Raw genomic sequence first — 16,637 nt, forward strand, 5'->3', positions numbered from 1 at the left:
GTTCCTCCTCTTATCTTCCAAATTCATAAAAGAATTTGTAGGATTTAGCACCTTTCCAAGTAAAAGAACTTGGTGGTTGCCGGGCATCGTAGGGCCTATTCCCTCCGCCACTCTTGATAAGAGTATTAGATTAGTGTTCCATCTTGTTACACAGTATAAATCCTCCGTTATTTATAAGTCAAGTTATTTTATATAAAATTCTGAAACTTCATCATTTTATAATCGTTTAATATAATAGATAGAATATTATTTTTGGGGGTGTCATAGAATGATTATTTGGAGTGTTAGCATTCTTTTAATAGGCTACTTAGTTGGTTCGATTCATGGATCAAAATTAGCCCAATGGATGAGTGGTGTTAATATAAAAAAAGAAGGCTTAAATAATTCAGGAGCTTCCAACGCCACCATAGTGCTTGGATGGAAGTATGGCGTTTTAGTAGGAGCCATAGATATTTTAAAAGGCGCAATTATGATTATTGGGGCAAGATTAATTGCTCCGCAGCTGACCTCACTTAGTACCTCTGAGCATGATTTTTTGCTTTATATAGCTGGTGCTGCTGTAATCTTAGGGCATAACTTTCCTATTTACACAAAATTTAAAGGCGGTAAAGGCACAGCTTCCATCATTGGAGTACTGCTAGCGTTACATTGGCCGATTGGATTAGCAGGACTATTATTGTTAATCTGCATCACACTTTTGACTGATTATTTATTGATAGGTGTATTCTTTTTCTACCTTATCTTTATAGGAGCCTCTATATGGACCGCAGATGGAATAGGTCCAATCATAGTTGCAGGATTTCTATTTCTAATGGCGTCGTTCTTACATATAGAGAATGTTCAGCGGTTAATTCGAAAAGAAGAAGTAAAGATTTCCTCTGTTATGAAGAAAAAAAAGCCATCACTGTAAAAGGAGTGGTTAAATGAGCAAAAAAAAGAGGTGGATTGTGCTAGTTCCTTTAATAATAATGGCAACTAGTGGAGTCGGTATGTGGATGCTTACAAGCAAATGGCTAGAGGATGGATTAAAACCTAAGGCAAACGGTTCCAATGAATACGCAATTGTGTTAGGGGCCAAGGTTAAACAAGGCCAGATTCCTTCTCTTGCACTACGATATCGTCTAGAGGCTGCACTAGAATATGCAAACACATATCATAATGTAAAGCTCGTTGTGACTGGAGGACAAGGACCGGACGAGGATATAGAGGAAGCAGTGGTTATGAAGGAATATCTCATGGAGAATGGAATCCCCGAGAGTCGAATAATCGTAGAAGATCAATCCACTTCTACGTATGAAAACCTTCTGTTCTCCCAACAGCTTCTACCCGATAGCGTTACCTCTGTCACAATTATTACGAGTGATTTTCATCTACAACGGGCAAAGATTATTGCAGAAGGAATAGGATGGAATGCAGATGTGGTTGCTGCTAAGACACCACTAATTTCAGAGTCAAAATTGCGATTACGTGAAAGGGCTGCCTTGCTCAAAACCTTTGTATCTGGAAAATAATAAAAGGGAGAGATGCAAAAATTATAATCTCTCCCTAGCTAAAAGAACGGATTGACTTCTTTATCCGAGCTCCCTTTGTTACATCGATTCTCCTCTGTATCTTTCTATCCACTATAAGCTCTTGCAGAGTTTACTTGAGGCTCTTTTTAATTCATCGTTAATCCTTCACCCAATAAGTGCTGCCATCATCTTTTCTATCTAAAAACCCATACTCGATTAAATAACGTCTTAACGTCACATAATCCTCATAGACATTTTTTAAGATCGTATTTATTTCTTTTTCAGTGTAATTTTTCTCTTGTTCAAAACGTTGAATAATAACTCTAAGTGTTGAAAGCTTTTGTTTTTCCTTTTTCGGAAATTTTAGCATTGGTCCGTTAATCCCCTCGGGAAAAAATTTGCTTTCGAGTTCAGCTTGTTCTTCTTCCGTGATATTGTAGCGATCATCCACCATGGTTGCATTCTTGTGAACAGGCAGGAATGCAGGGGCATGATTATCTCTTTCCTTCAACAGTTCCATCATTGTTAAAAATATTTTCGCCTGTCTTTCCTTTTCCTTTAGAACAAACCGATGATTTCGAATAGTTGAGGCACTCCCTATTCCTAGCTCCTTTTGGATCTCTAAATCACTCTTCCCCTCAAAAAATAGACGAATCAGACTGTTTTGATGTTCGGTCAAGCCCGTTAGCTTTTTGTTTAAACCACTTAAATACTCAAAAATTGACACATGTTTGTTGCCGATATGACGAATCATAAACTTCTCAGCTTCATATAACACATTATTCTCCGGGTAGATGACACCCTTTTCTATCTGTTCCCCACATAGCAAACACTGAAAAACGTTTGTTTCTTCCACGTATCCCTTTTTCATCTCTTCAATGGTAACTTCCCAAAATTTTTCTATCATGACTAATACAAACAACTCCTTAATATGTTTATTTATTTACAAACATATTATATTATTATCTATAATAAAACAAGTTAAATTATAAGTTGCAATTTATCTGAAAATAATAAACAATTAGAAGGAATAGATTAATATATATATAGGGGGAAATACGTTGGTTACATTTAAGGAATACAAATATAAGAGACCAGATTTACAAGAAATGAAGATGGCTTTTCATGAACTATTGGCTAAAATGAAGGAAGCAACATCTGTTGAAGAGCAGAACTCGGTGATTGAAGAAATAAATGCAATTCGCAACAATTTTTCTACTCAGGCTAACCTTGTTTATATTCGAGCTTCTATTGACACAAACGATGAATTTTATCAAAAAGAACGAGATTTCTTTGATGAAATTAGCCCTGAGGTAGATGAGCTTGTAACGGAATACTATAAAGTTCTAGTAAATTCCCCATATAGAAACGTATTGGAACAGAAATGGGGTAGCCAACTATTTGATCTTGCGGACTTTCAAATCAAGGGGTTCTCTTCAGAGGTAATCAGTTTAATGCAAAAGGAGAATAAACTAACTTCTGACTACTCTAAGCTTGTTGCATCGGCCGAAGTCGAGTTTGAAGGGGAAAAATATACACTCGCACAACTCGGAAAATTTACGGAGTCTACTGATCGTGAAGTAAGAAAAAAGGCTAGAGAAGCTTCAGCTGGATTCTTTCAAGAAAACGAAGAAAAATTTGATAGTATTTATGATCAACTTGTTAAAATTCGTCATGAAATCGCAACTACACTAGGCTATAAAAACTTTGTTGAGCTTGGCTATGTTCGTATGAATCGAATCGACTATAACGCGGAAATGGTTAAAAAATTCCGTGACCAAGTACGTGATCACATTGTTCCTCTTGCAAATAAGCTATATGAAAGACAGGCTAACCGCATTGGAGTAGATAAACTTAAATTTTACGATGAACCACTTAACTTCTTAACAGGGAATGCTACTCCACAAGGCTCTCCACAATGGATTATTGATAATGGGAAGAAAATGTATGAAGAGCTATCTCCAGAGACAGCTGAGTTCTTTCAATTTATGATCGATCGTGACTTGATGGATTTAGAAGCTAAAAAAGGGAAAGAAGCTGGCGGCTATTGTACGTTTGTAGATGACTATGAGTCTCCATATATCTTCTCTAACTTCAATGGAACCTCAGGAGATATTGATGTTCTTACTCACGAAGCAGGTCATGCATTCCAGGTATATACTAGTCGCAACATTGGGATTCCGGAATATATTTGGCCAACCTTCGAATCCTGTGAAATTCACTCGATGAGTATGGAGTTTTTTACTTGGCCTTGGATGGAACTTTTCTTCAAAGACCAAACAGAAAAATATAAATTTGCTCATTTAAGCAGTGGGCTTCTCTTCTTGCCTTATGGAGTAGCTGTAGACGAGTTCCAGCACGCTATATATGAAAATCCAGAAATGACTCCTGCAGAAAGAAAGGCCACGTGGAGAAATATTGAACAAATTTACGTACCTCACCGTGATTATGATGGCAACAGTTATTACGAAGCTGGTGGCTTCTGGCACCGTCAGGGACATATATACGCAAGTCCTTTCTATTACATTGATTACACATTGGCGCAGATTTGTGCATTCCAATTTTGGAAACGTTCCAGAGAGGATCGTGAAGCCGCGTGGAGAGATTATTTACACCTTTGTAAATTAGGAGGCTCTATGTCCTTCACCAAGCTTGTAGAGGAAGCTCATCTCATTTCTCCTTTTGAAGAAGGTTGCGTGGAATCAGTTATTGGTACGATTGAAGATTACTTAAATAGCGTAAACGACGCTGCTCTTTAATATTAGAAAGTAAGGGGTTTATACTTTATGAGAAATCCTGCTGGTTTTTGGATACGCTTTTGGGCAAGTCTGTTAGATGCAATTATTATTGGAATACCGTTATCACTAATTAGCTTCATATTTTTAGGAGAAGGTGATACTTGGCTTACCACAATTGGTCAGACATTCTATTCCTTTGCAGTACCTATTTTTTGGGTGGGATATACGGTAGGTAAAAGAATCACAGGTATTCGAATCGTCCAGATAGACGGATCTAATGTAGATATTTGGACGATGGTAAAGAGAGATTTAATCGCAGGGCTTCTTTATGGGTTGACTTTAGGTATTGGTGTCATTGTAAGTGCCTTCATGGTAGGTTTACGTGAAGATAAGCGAGCTCTTCATGATTTTATAGGGGGAACTTATGTAACACATAATCCTCCTTATTATGAAGATTAAACGCCTATATCTGCCCCGGCAAGCAAATTTAGAAAAGCGAAGAGGCAGTTCCCGAGCGGTGAGCGGTCTCAGCTTTTTGAGATTTGATCTCTAGTGTCCGAAGTATAGGACTGGGACAGCATGTCTCAGTCCTTTTAGTGTGGTTATATAGAATTTATTAGACTAGGACCTCATACAATATCAGGAAAATATTTGTAAATAACAAATTTAAAGGGGTGCAGTTATGTGGAGTAAAATCTTATCCATTGCTATTGCGTTAATGGGAATCATCTATATATTCTTGATTCCTCATGATCCAGTTGGATTAAAAATCACGTTCAAATTAATTCCTATGTTGCTTATTATTTTATTTGCGTTCCATCAAGCGCCTGGTTTGCCAAAGATTTATAAAACACTCATTATTTTAGGACTTTTTGTATGTATGCTTGCAGATGGATTAATTTATTGGTTTATAGTTGGTCTCATCACATTTTTGATTGGACATATTATTTACATTTTTGCCTTTAGAAAAATTAAGAAACATTCAATTCCTAAGTGGGCAGCCGCATTATTATTAATATATGGTCTCATTATGACCATTTGGCTAGCAGGAACGTTATGGTCAGAAAAGGAAACCATTTTAGCTGTTGCTGTAGTTCTCTACATAGCAGTGATATTAACTATGGGATGGAACGCTTTCCAAACAGGGAATAAATTCGTCATTATTGGTGCTACTTTGTTTATATTCTCTGACTCTATTCTTGCAATTAACAAATTTATAATAGACGTTCCTTATGAGCATGCGCTAGTAATGCTTTCATATTACGGAGCACAATTTCTATTTGCATTCAGTATAATTTCCCATTATTCCGCTACACGGAATAATCTGTTAAAATAAACATATGCTTTGCATATTGGAGGAGATTTTAACATGAAAGAAATACTGATTGAACGCTTAACCAGATACGCAAAAATAGATACTCAATCCAACGCTTCGAGCACTTCTTGCCCTTCTACCGAAGGTCAATGGGACCTACTTCATTTATTGGAGAAGGAATTAGCAGAGCTTGGAATGGAAGAAATAACATTAGATGAGAATGGTTACTTATTTGCTTCTCTTCCTGCTAACACAGATAAAGAAGTGGCTACAATTGGCTTCTTAGCACATGTGGATACAGCAACAGACTACACAGGCAAAAACGTAAATCCTCAGCTAATCGAAAACTATGATGGACAGGATATTCAACTAAATGATCATACTGTAATGTCTGTTACAGACTTTCCAGAACTAAAACAGTATGTAGGTCAGACATTGATGACTACAGATGGAACAACTTTACTAGGTGCTGATAACAAAGCAGGAATCGCTATTATTATGACTGCTATGGAATACTTCCTGCAAAATCCGGAAGTTAAACATGGGAAAATCCGTGTAGCATTTACACCAGATGAGGAAATTGGTCGTGGGCCACATAAATTTGATGTAGAGAGATTCGAAGCAAAATATGCGTACACAATGGACGGAGGTCCACTTGGGGAACTGCAGTATGAAAGCTTCAATGCAGCTGGCGTTAAAGTGACCACTCATGGTAAGAGTGTGCACCCTGGCTCTGCTAAGGGAAAAATGGTGAATTCCATTACAATGGCTACTAAATTCCAGTCTCATATGCCTACAGATGCCGTGCCAGAAAAAACAGATGGAAATGAAGGATTTATTCATCTGATGAATTTTAATGGAGATGTAGAAAAATCTGAGTTAAGCTACATTATTCGTGATCATGATCGCGAAAAATTTGAAGCTAAAAAACAGCTTTTCCAAGATACTGCAGAAAAAATTATAGCCGAATATGGAGAGAAAGCAATTACTGTTGACGTAAAAGACCAATACTATAATATGGGCGAAAAAATTACCCCTGTTATGGAAATTGTGGATATAGCGAAGAATGTTATGGTTGCATTAGATATTGAACCATTAATCATTCCTATTCGCGGAGGAACAGATGGTTCTCAGCTTTCCTTCATGGGTATGCCAACTCCAAATATTTTTACAGGTGGAGAAAACTATCACGGAAAATACGAGTATATCTCTGTAGATGCAATGGAAAAGGCTACAGAAGTGATGAAGGGAATCATTCAATCTTTTGAAAAACAGGCCTAAGTAGGTGCTTCCATGCGTGAAATATTATTAGGAATTCTAGCCTCACTATTTTTTGCTGTTACATTTATACTTAATCGTTCTATGGAAGTATCGGGGGGGAGCTGGCTTTGGAGCTCTTCTCTTCGTTACTTTTTTATGGTCCCATTTTTATTCTTCATTGTTTTCTTTAGAAATGGATTACCAACTATGGTTAAGGAGCTTAAAATTGCTCCATTAACTTGGTTAATCTGGAGTTTTGTAGGATTTGGTTTGTTCTACGCTCCTTTAACCTTTGCCGCTGCCTATGGTCCTGGCTGGCTGATTTCTGGAATGTGGCAATTTACCATAGTCTCAGGAGTATTATTAGCCCCCTTTTTCCTTGTAAAGGTTGGAGATCGACTCATAAGGCAGAGGATTCCACGGGTGTCCCTTCTTATATCTTTGATTATTTTGGTAGGTATTGTACTTATACAAGTACCTGATGTCCAAAACTTAAACGGGAGCATGTTGCTTTTAGGAGTTTTACCCGTTCTAATAGCCACTTTTGCTTATCCACTCGGAAATCGAAAGATGATGGAGCACTTAGAAGGCAGGCTTGATACATTTCAAAGAGTCCTTGGAATGACTATTGCTTCTATGCCATTATGGATTATACTTGCTCTCTATGCAGCCTTTACTGTAGGACTTCCTTCCAGCAGTCAAGTATTTCAGTCCTTTATCGTGGGAGTTAGCTCTGGAGTTATCGCTACCACCCTCTTTTTTATGGCAACCGATCGAGTACGAAACAACCAAGGAAAATTAGCGGCAGTGGAGGCTACACAATCTACAGAAATTATCTTTGTAATAATTGGAGAAATGATTTTATTAAGTATCCCTTTACCTCCTGCCTTAGCATTAGTAGGCTTAGGAGTTATTATCTTCGGTATGGTATTACACTGCTACTATACAACGGTTCAAAGTACTAAACTGATAACTTCTAATACTAGGCCAGATAACTAGAAAAAATAAGAGACACTCGTTAAGTCCTTTGACGAGTGTCTCTTTTTATATTTTGATTAACTCCTTGTTACACTGTAGCTTCTGCCACTTGGTTTTTTTCTGCGATGTAGCGAGCTACATGCTTGTAGCTAACAGCAAATACGATAAACGTGAGTACAAGGAATGCTACTAGGCAGATTAGAAGCACAAATGCATTTGCCATCATAAATCCAGGATCACCTAAAGAAATAACAGCTTTCAGACCTGCATTTGAGTATGTCAGCGGTAAAAACTTACTAAGTGCCTGTAAATTTTCCGGTAACATAGGTATCGGCAGATTGGATCCTGTTGTAGAAAGCTGAAGTACGATGAAAGCTAGAGCGATAAAGCGACCAATGTTTCCTCCTATTGCCACTAAGAAGAAAATAATAGACATAAACGCCAAGCTAACAAAGATTGTAAACAATATAAACAATCCAACGTTATTTACTTGAAGCTTTAAAATGAATAATGAAAATAAGGATACCATTAGACCTTGTGCTATAGCAAATAATGAAAGCTGCATTAGTTTACTTGCGTACCAACTAAACAGTGAACCAGGTAAAGTAACGGGACGTTTGAAGTCAACTATAAATGATAATATTAAAATGCCAACAAATAAAGCTAAAGAAATAATGTATGGGGCCGTAGAATCGCGATAATAGTTATAGCTATTCACCGTTTCACCTTTAAAGCTAACTGGATTAGAGAATTTAGTAATGTTGGCTTCACTCACTTGAATACCGCTAACCTGATCAGCTCCACCAGCTAAACCAGTTTGAAGCTCCTGACTTCCAGATTGCAATTGATTAGCACCATCATTTAGTGATGTTACACCTAAAGTCATCGTCTCCCAACCAACCGCAACAGTTTGGTTTCCATCACTAATTTGTGTAAGTCCTGCTTTTAAGTCGTTTACTGCATTTCCAATCTTCGTCCAAGAACTAGCTACAGTAGCATTTCCATTTGCTACCTGATTTGCTCCTGTTTTTAGTCGAGTAATTCCAGCATTAGCTGCTGTTTGCCCTTCCACTAATTGATTGATACCAGCATCCAGCTGCTTAGATCCAATGGTTAGCTGAGTCGCTCCTGCCACTAATGCATCTGCTCCCTGCTTTAACGGCTGAACCTGTTGATCAAATTGAGCAAGACCTTTTGTAATCGCATCACTCGTACCAACAAGAGTCATAAACTCAACATCTGTTGCAAGCTCAGGATGTTTTGCTAAATAACCTTTCAAACCTTCTGTTAACCCTTGAGAACCTCCTGAAAGCGTTTTCGTGGATTCCGTCACTTTAGCCATTCCGCCTGCTAACTGCTCCGCTCCTGGCTTTAACTGTTTCTCTAAGCCTGTCGATAATGTTGTACTCCCTGTACTAACGGTCTTTAATCCATTTAGTACTTGGTCAGATCCTGCTTTAAGAGAGTCTATGCCTTGAACAACCTCTTTTGAACCTGCAGCCAACCTTTTAATATCTTTCTCTCCGCCTTTAATCGAACTAAGTAATTGGCTAGCGCCATCCTCGGCTGTCTTAGCTCCAGATGCTAGCTTTTGGATATCTCCAGACTTCTCATTTAGAGATTGTAATAATTGACTCGTACCTGCGGAAAGATTAGCAGTCCCCTCATATAGTTTGCTAGAACCATCTGCTCCCGAAGCGAATCCATTAGAAATATCACCAAATCTAGCAAATAATGTTTTGGTGTAAGTCTCAGTAATTTTGTTTCCTAGCTGTTCTCGAATTTTTTCTGTTGCACTTTTGGTTACCTGAGCAGCCATGAAATTTAAACCTTCATTTTGAGTATAAATTACTTCTGCCACCTCTGGATTAGCATCAAGTACAGTCGTTACTTTTCTAGAAAAATCCTCTGGAATTTCAATTGCCATATAATACTTCTGACTCTTCAGCCCCTTTTCAGCTTCTTCCTTCGATACAAAGTTCCAACCAAGTGAAGGATTTTTCTTCAAGTCTGCCACTAAATCATTCCCCACATTTATTGGAGCTCCCCCTGATTCAGCGCCGGCATCATTATTAACAAATGCCACTGGTAAATTGTCAAGATTGTCATACGGTCCCCAAGTAGCAGATAACAAAACAGCTACATAGACTACTGGAATTAACAAAACTCCAATTAGTGAAAATAACACCCCTTTTTTCTCTGTTAACTTGGATAACTCCTTGCCTAACATTTGGAACGCACCCATACATAACCCCCTATTTAAATTAAAAAATGCAGAAATAAAAAATGAATGGCCATTCATTTTTATTTCTACATTAATTATATTTTAAATTTTTAGATTTTTCATTATTTTTGTTGAATAGTAATAATAGACTACAAATATCAAAATATCACTGTTCTACAATATGATTTTCCAATGCTCTTCGGACACTATTCACAAAGTCTCCACCAGCTCCCCAATCAAAACGGAGAAAAGCCCCTTGTCCTCCTCCAGAGGCAACAGCATGAACTTTTGTGTCTCCTTCTAGGTTATCCAATGTAATAGTTAGAGAAGCTCTATTGCTAGTTCTATAATAAAATTTTTCTATTACACAAACAACAACCTCTTGACTTCCCACAGAACGTTTATAAACGTCTAGAACCTTACCAGAAATAGACCCTGTAACAATTGATTCTTCTATCACTCTCAGAGCATTAATAGGTGTAATTTTCACATAAAAATCTCGCACATCTTTCATTGTAAACTCCCCCTTTCTAAATTTACGGTTAAAAAGGTAAAAGGTTCCAAATACTAACGGAAGTATCTATTTTGATTTAGCGCAAAAAATAATCAGCATCCTAATTGCAATCTTTAGGTAGGCTATAAAATTGTCATGCGGTTCATTCCATTTTCTCGTAAATAACTACTGTTGAATCGCTCATAATAATTAATATACAAACAAATTGGACAAGGATCTTTATAATAGCCTTTCCTACTGCTCCTGCTTCATCAATAATATATGATTATTATTACTTGCACTTCCATGAAAAAATTTATCGCTATAAAAGTTAATTGGGAATGCATCTACAATTTCAAATCTTTTTTAATCATCACCTAATGATCGATCTCTTAATGTCATTGTCCACTCGCTATCCATTAATACCTTCACATTTCCTTATAATTTGTCCTGTTTTGCTTTCTTTTATGTCTGGTTCATTCTGTTATTCACAATCCAGATAACATTAAAAAATTGAAGATACAATCCCACCGCTACTATTCCAACTAACCTTGAAAGCCAGGCGAGGTAAAAAATTCATAAAAAAAACGACATCACTTAGGATGTCGTTCAAAATATGCACGAACTTAACGTTGAGGGGGTTAAGTCTGCAAAAATTCAGCCACAATTTGGAGAAAAGTTGCTGGTAAGAACCTTCTCACTATTTGAGCAAGCTCTATACGATAATGATAATCATTTTCAATTGGGTTGTCAACTATTTATAAATTTTGGTTTTTACTTGGAATTATAGCTCTTATACTTTTTATAAAAATTTGATTAAAATCTAATATGCATATTCCCTAAAACTTTGGGAATAGCTAAGAACAATCCAAAAAAAAGGAGTGAGAAAGAATGGATCGCAAAATAGACAAACAAGTGGAAGTCGCATTGGAAAGCTTCAGTACTGATGAAAAAAATGATATCCTAAAAAACTTTACTACGTTTAAGGACTATCTATCTGACAAAGTGAGAATCGGTGAAAAAATGGGTCTTAGCGATGATACTTTAGCGAAAGCTACTGAAAAAGTTGCTGGATACCTTGCTGCTAACGAAGAACCGAAAAACCGAGAAGAACACCTATTACAGCAATTGTGGAAAAGTGCAGATAAAGATCAACAACATGCGCTTAGTCATATGCTTTTAAAGCTTACAAGAAATGAAGGATAGACGGGAAGAATCAGATGGTCGCTTACTCGATAATCCCGATAGGGTAAAGACAACGAAAATGAGTCTGTTTGATATGCATGAAGATATGCAAACCGTCGATGCAATTTCTGTAGAGGATTTAAACATACAGGTGCAAGATGAAAGAAATCATACCCACACAAAAGACCGTTCTTCAAGTGAAGAACGATTTCCCCCAAGATAAGTTTCAAAATGCTCCTAGTAGCAACAAAAAAGAATGCTCCGTTCCCCTCGGAGCATTCTTTTTTTTATTATAAATATACTAAGCATATTAGCACCGATAGCTGTTTTTTTACTATAGCCTAATGTGTCTAAAAGAAAGCTAATACATATCGCAGCTGTAAAAGTTGGTAAAATATAGCCGCCAGTAGAACCAAATAACCCCGCTTAATTGATTTATATATTTAATTATTTTAGGTGCACGAGGTAAGACTATTTCTTAATGCCAACGGTTTAATGCATTTTCTACCGATTCTAATTTCACCGTACTTTTTTGCATTGGAGGTGGGCAGGATTTATTGTAGGCTAAAATCTTTTCATTCACCTTTGTAACTCGGAAGTGCAGGTCCTCATTAAGACCCTGTGCATACTTCGTAGCGATATGCTGTAATTCATCACGGATCTCATGCTGTAGCTTGAGCCAATGTGGTTTATATCCGGCATCCTTAGCTACTTTCTGAAAGTGCTGAAAGATGTCCCCCTTAAAATACTCTTCAGAAAGCGGCTTTCCAGCGCCCTTTAAGTTTTCCATCCCACCAGTTTTTTCATAGTTCCTTAGAATGTCCCCCATCAAATCATTCACAGGAGGAATATATTCGTCTTTGTCCATCATTAATCCTCATTTCAAAGAGATATGTGGAGCTTTTTCCGACAAAACTAATAAGAATTTCTGTTGCTCACTAGGCGAAATAATCACACTACCAAGGGATGCTTTTTTATAGTGAATCTCAATTGCATCCTTGGAAGAAAGAATCCGATAACCAGCTAGAATCTGTGAAGTTTTATTGACCTTCGTAATATCTTCATATGGAATTTTACTTCTGAATGGTCCCCCTTTAATAAATAAATAATTCTCCTTGAAGGAGTATTCAATATCAAAGGTCAACCACAAAATAAACGCAACACACATGACAAACAATGAACTAATAATAATTACAGCTTTTACATCTACATTATCTGACCATAGTTCATAAACTACAGGTACCAGAGTAGCAAGAGCTACTATAGATATCGCACTCATGATTATATAAGTAAAGGTTTTATCAATTTTAGATTTAAAGGTCATCCCATCGCCTCCTAAACAGATTTCGTGGCTGTGTCCTTAATACCTTCCCGGTGGGCATAAATATTTTTCAAAATCGCTTTTACTACCGCATAGGTTGGTACCCCTAAAATGATGCCCATAAGACCGGCAATATTTCCTGCTGCTAAAATAATCGTGATTACCGTTAACGGATGAATATCCAATGATTTACCCATTACATTAGGCGTAATGAAGTTACTTTCAATCTGCTGAGCAACTAGCATAATAATTGCCACATAGATAGCTAACTTAGGCTCTTGAATTAAAGCAATAATGAGAGCAGGCACTAATGATATATACGGCCCTAAGAAAGGAATAACATTCATAATCATCCCAAACAGTGCTAGCAGTAATGCATACTCTAGACCAATAGCTGTATATCCGATAAATAGCATAACTCCCACTAGAAAACTAACAAACAATTGCCCTTGAACATAAGAACGAAGTGTATCGTCAATATCCGATAAAGTTTTACGTATGAAGATTTTCTTTTCACCTTTAAAGAACTGCGTAATGAAAGGAACAAACTTCTCGTGATCCTTCAACATATAGACAAGGAAGAATGGTACAAGAACTAGTAAAAACACTCCTTGGAATACATTTTGGATAAACTTAACTATAAAACCACCGGCAGATACTGCTATTGTTTCAATTTTCCCGCTTGCGCTATCCAGAGTTGCTTGGAGTGCCTTTGGTAGTTCTCCTATTTTCTCTCTCTGAGAAATTGTGTAATTAATAAAATCTTCTATTTCTTCTACCATTTCTGGCGTATTATTTACTAGGGCATTCACCTGTTTCGTCAATACGGGGCTTACAAGTGCTGTAAAGCCCCATATAAGTAGACCGATTACGATAAATATAGATATAATACTTGCCCACCTAGGAAACTTTTTGGATTCTAGCCATTTTTGAAGAGGTCTTGATAAATAGAACAGCACCCCTCCTAATAATAACGGCATAAAAATTGCTTGAGCTATTATCATAAATGGAGAGAAAATAGACTTAACTTGCATGAACATAAAAATAATCAATAACGTAAATAAAATTGCAGTTCCAACTTGAAACCATAGTTTTTTAGTCAACTAACTTTCACATCCTCAATGTATGTTTAACTTAATATTCTATACGCATTATCTTTAGGTAAGTTTCACTTATATACGTATCGTAACATTTTTATAGTAAACTGTTAATAAATCTTAATTTGGAGAGGGGGGAAGACTTTTGGAATACTATAAAACACTGCGCCAATACGTTGGTCATCAGCCCCTTATACTTCCTGGGTCAGTCGTGCTAATACTAAATAATAATAAAGAGATACTACTTCAAGAAAGAGCGACAGGAGTTTATGGTCTGCCGGGCGGTCTAATGGAGCTGGGTGAAAGCTTGGAAGATACTGCACGCCGAGAGGTCTTTGAGGAGACAGGCTTGCGTATAGGTAAACTTACACTATGTCATGTCTATTCTGGTCAAGATTATTATATTGAAAACCCAAACGGAGATACTTTCTATTCGGTTACAGCTGTCTACAAAACAAACGAATTTGAAGGTATTCTTACTCCAGATGGCTTGGAAACAATCTCTCTTCAATTTTTCCCTCCAAATAACTTGCCCGAAGGTATTGTAGCATCTTACCGCACCTTTATAGAGAACGAGCTATTCTAATCACTAGTTGTTAAACTTAACATACTAGGTGAGAATCTGTCTCTTTTGATTCAAGAATATACAAAAGAATAAAATAATTAGTAAAAAGTCAGCGGCCTAATGGATGCTGACTTATTTTATCTTATTCATGATATGCCTACTTATCTTTATATTCAAATCCTGGGAATTTTACTACTTCCCACTTCGTCTTGCGTTATCTAAATCCGAATAATTTCCGTTATCAAAAACAAGTAAAAATTCACAGCCCTCTTCAAGTAGTCTAAACAAATTTGAAAAGCATTTGCTTTCATACTAAAAAAAGAGAAGGAAAATTCCTTCTCTTTTTTATTTATGAGCAATATGAACTTTTAGAAGTTTACCCTTTATCGTTGTATTTCTCATCTTTTTCAAAACAAGAGGACCTTTTCCATTTAGGATTTCAACGTAAGAAACATTATCTTGAATAGTAATAATACCTATATCATCCGCAGAAATGCCTTCAATTTTAGCTATTGTTCCAACAAAATCTACTGCACGGATTTTCTTCTTCTTCCCACCATTGAAATATAACTTAGTAATATTAGCGTTTAGCTGCTCGCCCTTCGATTTTTTAAATTCAGGCTGCTCCTGCATTTTCAAATCAAATGCGGCGCGATTCTGAACCACCGCTTCTGCCTTAATTTCACTTCCACTTGGAATTTCAAAGCCAACAAAAGCTTCTATTTCTTTCACAAATTTATCTTCGTGAGGAGTTGCTAGCATAATGGATTTTCCACTTCTGCCTGCTCGTCCTGTTCTACCTGTCCGGTGCACATAGCTTTCTTGCTCTAATGGCACATCATAATGTACTACATGGGTAATATCTTCAATATCTATACCTCGGGCTGCAACATCCGTAGCTATCAAATAACGGAACTCTCCTCTTCGGAAATCGTCCATTACCTCAAAACGATCCTCCTGCATCATGCCTCCATGAATCTTATCTGCTGTATAACCTTTTTGATCCAATGCATCTACCAGCTGATCTACGCGCTCTTTCGTACGGCAAAAGATAATACAGCTATCAGGATTTTCTACGATAGTTAATTTTTCTAAAAATGCTAGCTTCTGATCATCTTTTACTACATATTTTACGTGTTCAATTTTAGGGGCGTCTTCTTCACCCGCGTCTATTTCTATTGATACTGCATCATTCATATATTTGCCGCTTAACGTTTTTATTTCCTGCGACAAAGTAGCAGAAAAAAGCATCGTAGTTCGTTTTTTAGGAAGTAGCTTTATAATAGATTCCACTTGATCAAGGAAGCCCATATTTAACATTTCATCTGCTTCATCGATAACTAAGTATTCTATCTTGGACACATCCAATGTTCCTTTTTCCATATGGTCAAGCACTCTACCTGGTGTACCTACAACAATATGTGTTTTTTGTTTTAATGCCAGCTTTTGTTTTGCAAAAGGCGATTTTCCATATAACGCTAATCCTTTAATTCGCTTATAGCGACCGATATTCGTAATATCCTCTTGAACCTGCACTGCAAGCTCTCTTGTTGGGGTTAACACTAATGCCTGAGGCTTATTTTCTTCCCAGTCCACTAACTCACATAAAGGTGTAGCGAATGCTGCCGTTTTACCACTACCAGTTTTGGATTTCACTAGAATATCTTGCTTTGACAACGCTACTGGTATCACCTTCTGTTGTACCTCGGTTGGTTCTATATATCCTAATTGTTCTATAGCTTGCAATATTTTATCATCTAACTTAAATTCTTTAAAATGCATCATGCATTATCTCCTCTATATGAAACCTTTTTTATCTTGCCATCTATTTATATCATGAACAAATTCGTAATTCTCAAACCCTTGGATCTATACGTTATATCTAAATAGGTTATATTTCTAATACTTCCCCAAAACTTCTCCTTAAATTCTAAAGAGAGTTCGACAGCT

General features: G+C 36.8%; 17 protein-coding genes and 1 riboswitch. Of the genes, 10 read left to right on the plus strand and 7 right to left on the minus strand.

Going from position 1 to position 16,637, the window contains the following annotated elements; genetic code table 11:
- Nucleotides 1–7: 7 nt before the first annotated feature.
- Nucleotides 8–123: riboswitch (SAM riboswitch) on the minus strand.
- Between the two features lie 145 nt (nt 124–268).
- Together H9650_RS11665 and H9650_RS11670 are read left to right on the plus strand one after the other, a co-directional pair.
- On the plus strand, nt 269–910 hold the full coding sequence (locus tag H9650_RS11665) for a glycerol-3-phosphate acyltransferase (protein ID WP_151111701.1): 642 nt from the start codon (nt 269–271) through the stop codon (nt 908–910).
- Nucleotides 911–923: 13 nt separating this feature from the next.
- A complete protein-coding gene (locus H9650_RS11670) occupies nt 924–1,511 on the plus strand; it encodes a YdcF family protein (RefSeq protein ID WP_191697296.1) in 588 nt (195 codons plus the stop codon).
- Nucleotides 1,512–1,668: 157 nt separating this feature from the next.
- Here the strand turns inward: H9650_RS11670 and H9650_RS11675 are convergent, their stop codons facing one another.
- Nucleotides 1,669–2,418, minus strand: coding sequence for a DUF2087 domain-containing protein (locus H9650_RS11675; RefSeq protein ID WP_191697297.1), 750 nt, complete (start codon nt 2,416–2,418; stop codon nt 1,669–1,671).
- Between the two features lie 154 nt (nt 2,419–2,572).
- Here H9650_RS11675 and H9650_RS11680 point away from each other — a divergent pair, with 154 nt between their 5' ends.
- From H9650_RS11680 to H9650_RS11700, 5 genes are all read left to right on the plus strand, one after another.
- Entirely contained in the window at nt 2,573–4,270 is a 1,698-nt protein-coding gene (locus H9650_RS11680) for a M3 family oligoendopeptidase (RefSeq protein ID WP_191697298.1), read from the plus strand.
- Between the two features lie 27 nt (nt 4,271–4,297).
- Entirely contained in the window at nt 4,298–4,708 is a 411-nt protein-coding gene (locus tag H9650_RS11685) for an RDD family protein (protein WP_191697299.1), read from the plus strand.
- Nucleotides 4,709–4,931: 223 nt separating this feature from the next.
- Nucleotides 4,932–5,585, plus strand: coding sequence for a lysoplasmalogenase (locus H9650_RS11690; RefSeq protein WP_191697300.1), 654 nt, complete (start codon nt 4,932–4,934; stop codon nt 5,583–5,585).
- Between the two features lie 33 nt (nt 5,586–5,618).
- Nucleotides 5,619–6,845, plus strand: a complete 1,227-nt coding sequence (gene pepT / locus H9650_RS11695; protein ID WP_191697301.1) for a peptidase T — start codon at nt 5,619–5,621, stop codon at nt 6,843–6,845.
- A 12-nt stretch (nt 6,846–6,857) separates the two neighbouring features.
- Nucleotides 6,858–7,823, plus strand: a complete 966-nt coding sequence (locus H9650_RS11700) for a DMT family transporter (protein ID WP_191697302.1) — start codon at nt 6,858–6,860, stop codon at nt 7,821–7,823.
- Between the two features lie 67 nt (nt 7,824–7,890).
- Here the strand turns inward: H9650_RS11700 and H9650_RS11705 are convergent, their stop codons facing one another.
- Together H9650_RS11705 and H9650_RS11710 are read right to left on the minus strand one after the other, a co-directional pair.
- Nucleotides 7,891–10,047, minus strand: coding sequence for a YhgE/Pip family protein (locus tag H9650_RS11705; protein WP_191697303.1), 2,157 nt, complete (start codon nt 10,045–10,047; stop codon nt 7,891–7,893).
- 145 nt (nt 10,048–10,192) lie between these two features.
- Nucleotides 10,193–10,540 (minus strand): DUF6054 family protein, encoded by a 348-nt coding sequence (locus tag H9650_RS11710; RefSeq protein ID WP_144538334.1) that lies wholly within the window; start codon nt 10,538–10,540, stop codon nt 10,193–10,195.
- Nucleotides 10,541–11,410: 870 nt separating this feature from the next.
- Between H9650_RS11710 and H9650_RS11715 the strand changes: the two genes are divergently transcribed.
- Entirely contained in the window at nt 11,411–11,725 is a 315-nt protein-coding gene (locus H9650_RS11715) for a DUF3243 domain-containing protein (protein ID WP_144538333.1), read from the plus strand.
- Nucleotides 11,715–11,927 (plus strand): hypothetical protein, encoded by a 213-nt coding sequence (locus H9650_RS11720; protein WP_144538332.1) that lies wholly within the window; start codon nt 11,715–11,717, stop codon nt 11,925–11,927. Before H9650_RS11715 ends, H9650_RS11720 begins: the two co-directional genes overlap by 11 nt.
- A 255-nt stretch (nt 11,928–12,182) precedes the next feature.
- Here H9650_RS11720 and H9650_RS11725 read toward each other — a convergent pair whose 3' ends face one another.
- The 3 genes from H9650_RS11725 to H9650_RS11735 are packed head-to-tail and all read right to left on the minus strand — an operon-like array spanning nt 12,183 to nt 14,128.
- Nucleotides 12,183–12,572 carry a DnaJ family domain-containing protein gene (locus H9650_RS11725; RefSeq protein WP_151111719.1) on the minus strand — a complete coding sequence of 130 codons (390 nt, stop codon included), beginning with the start codon at nt 12,570–12,572 and terminating at the stop codon, nt 12,183–12,185.
- 9 nt (nt 12,573–12,581) lie between these two features.
- Nucleotides 12,582–13,028 (minus strand): PH domain-containing protein, encoded by a 447-nt coding sequence (locus H9650_RS11730; RefSeq protein ID WP_144538330.1) that lies wholly within the window; start codon nt 13,026–13,028, stop codon nt 12,582–12,584.
- An 11-nt stretch (nt 13,029–13,039) separates the two neighbouring features.
- Nucleotides 13,040–14,128, minus strand: coding sequence for an AI-2E family transporter (locus tag H9650_RS11735; protein WP_191697304.1), 1,089 nt, complete (start codon nt 14,126–14,128; stop codon nt 13,040–13,042).
- 139 nt (nt 14,129–14,267) lie between these two features.
- Here H9650_RS11735 and H9650_RS11740 point away from each other — a divergent pair, with 139 nt between their 5' ends.
- Entirely contained in the window at nt 14,268–14,708 is a 441-nt protein-coding gene (locus H9650_RS11740; protein WP_191697305.1) for an NUDIX hydrolase, read from the plus strand.
- A gap of 324 nt (nt 14,709–15,032) precedes the next feature.
- Here the strand turns inward: H9650_RS11740 and H9650_RS11745 are convergent, their stop codons facing one another.
- Complete coding sequence (locus tag H9650_RS11745; protein WP_191697306.1) at nt 15,033–16,472, minus strand: DEAD/DEAH box helicase; 1,440 nt, start codon at nt 16,470–16,472, stop codon at nt 15,033–15,035.
- Nucleotides 16,473–16,637 lie beyond the last annotated feature (165 nt).

Source organism: Psychrobacillus faecigallinarum, from assembly GCF_014836595.1.
Taxonomy (GTDB): Bacteria; Bacillota; Bacilli; order Bacillales_A; family Planococcaceae; genus Psychrobacillus; species Psychrobacillus faecigallinarum.

Coding starts and splice junctions, on each gene's coding strand:
- H9650_RS11730 (WP_144538330.1), bottom strand. CDS start 13,028: ATGACCTTTAAATCTAAAATTGATAAAACCTTTACTTATATAATCATG.
- H9650_RS11670 (WP_191697296.1), top strand. CDS start 924: ATGAGCAAAAAAAAGAGGTGGATTGTGCTAGTTCCTTTAATAATAATG.
- pepT (WP_191697301.1), top strand. CDS start 5,619: ATGAAAGAAATACTGATTGAACGCTTAACCAGATACGCAAAAATAGAT.
- H9650_RS11665 (WP_151111701.1), top strand. CDS start 269: ATGATTATTTGGAGTGTTAGCATTCTTTTAATAGGCTACTTAGTTGGT.
- H9650_RS11710 (WP_144538334.1), bottom strand. CDS start 10,540: ATGAAAGATGTGCGAGATTTTTATGTGAAAATTACACCTATTAATGCT.
- H9650_RS11700 (WP_191697302.1), top strand. CDS start 6,858: ATGCGTGAAATATTATTAGGAATTCTAGCCTCACTATTTTTTGCTGTT.
- H9650_RS11720 (WP_144538332.1), top strand. CDS start 11,715: ATGAAGGATAGACGGGAAGAATCAGATGGTCGCTTACTCGATAATCCC.
- H9650_RS11745 (WP_191697306.1), bottom strand. CDS start 16,472: ATGATGCATTTTAAAGAATTTAAGTTAGATGATAAAATATTGCAAGCT.
- H9650_RS11690 (WP_191697300.1), top strand. CDS start 4,932: ATGTGGAGTAAAATCTTATCCATTGCTATTGCGTTAATGGGAATCATC.
- H9650_RS11705 (WP_191697303.1), bottom strand. CDS start 10,047: ATGGGTGCGTTCCAAATGTTAGGCAAGGAGTTATCCAAGTTAACAGAG.
- H9650_RS11675 (WP_191697297.1), bottom strand. CDS start 2,418: ATGATAGAAAAATTTTGGGAAGTTACCATTGAAGAGATGAAAAAGGGA.
- H9650_RS11725 (WP_151111719.1), bottom strand. CDS start 12,572: ATGGACAAAGACGAATATATTCCTCCTGTGAATGATTTGATGGGGGAC.
- H9650_RS11685 (WP_191697299.1), top strand. CDS start 4,298: ATGAGAAATCCTGCTGGTTTTTGGATACGCTTTTGGGCAAGTCTGTTA.
- H9650_RS11715 (WP_144538333.1), top strand. CDS start 11,411: ATGGATCGCAAAATAGACAAACAAGTGGAAGTCGCATTGGAAAGCTTC.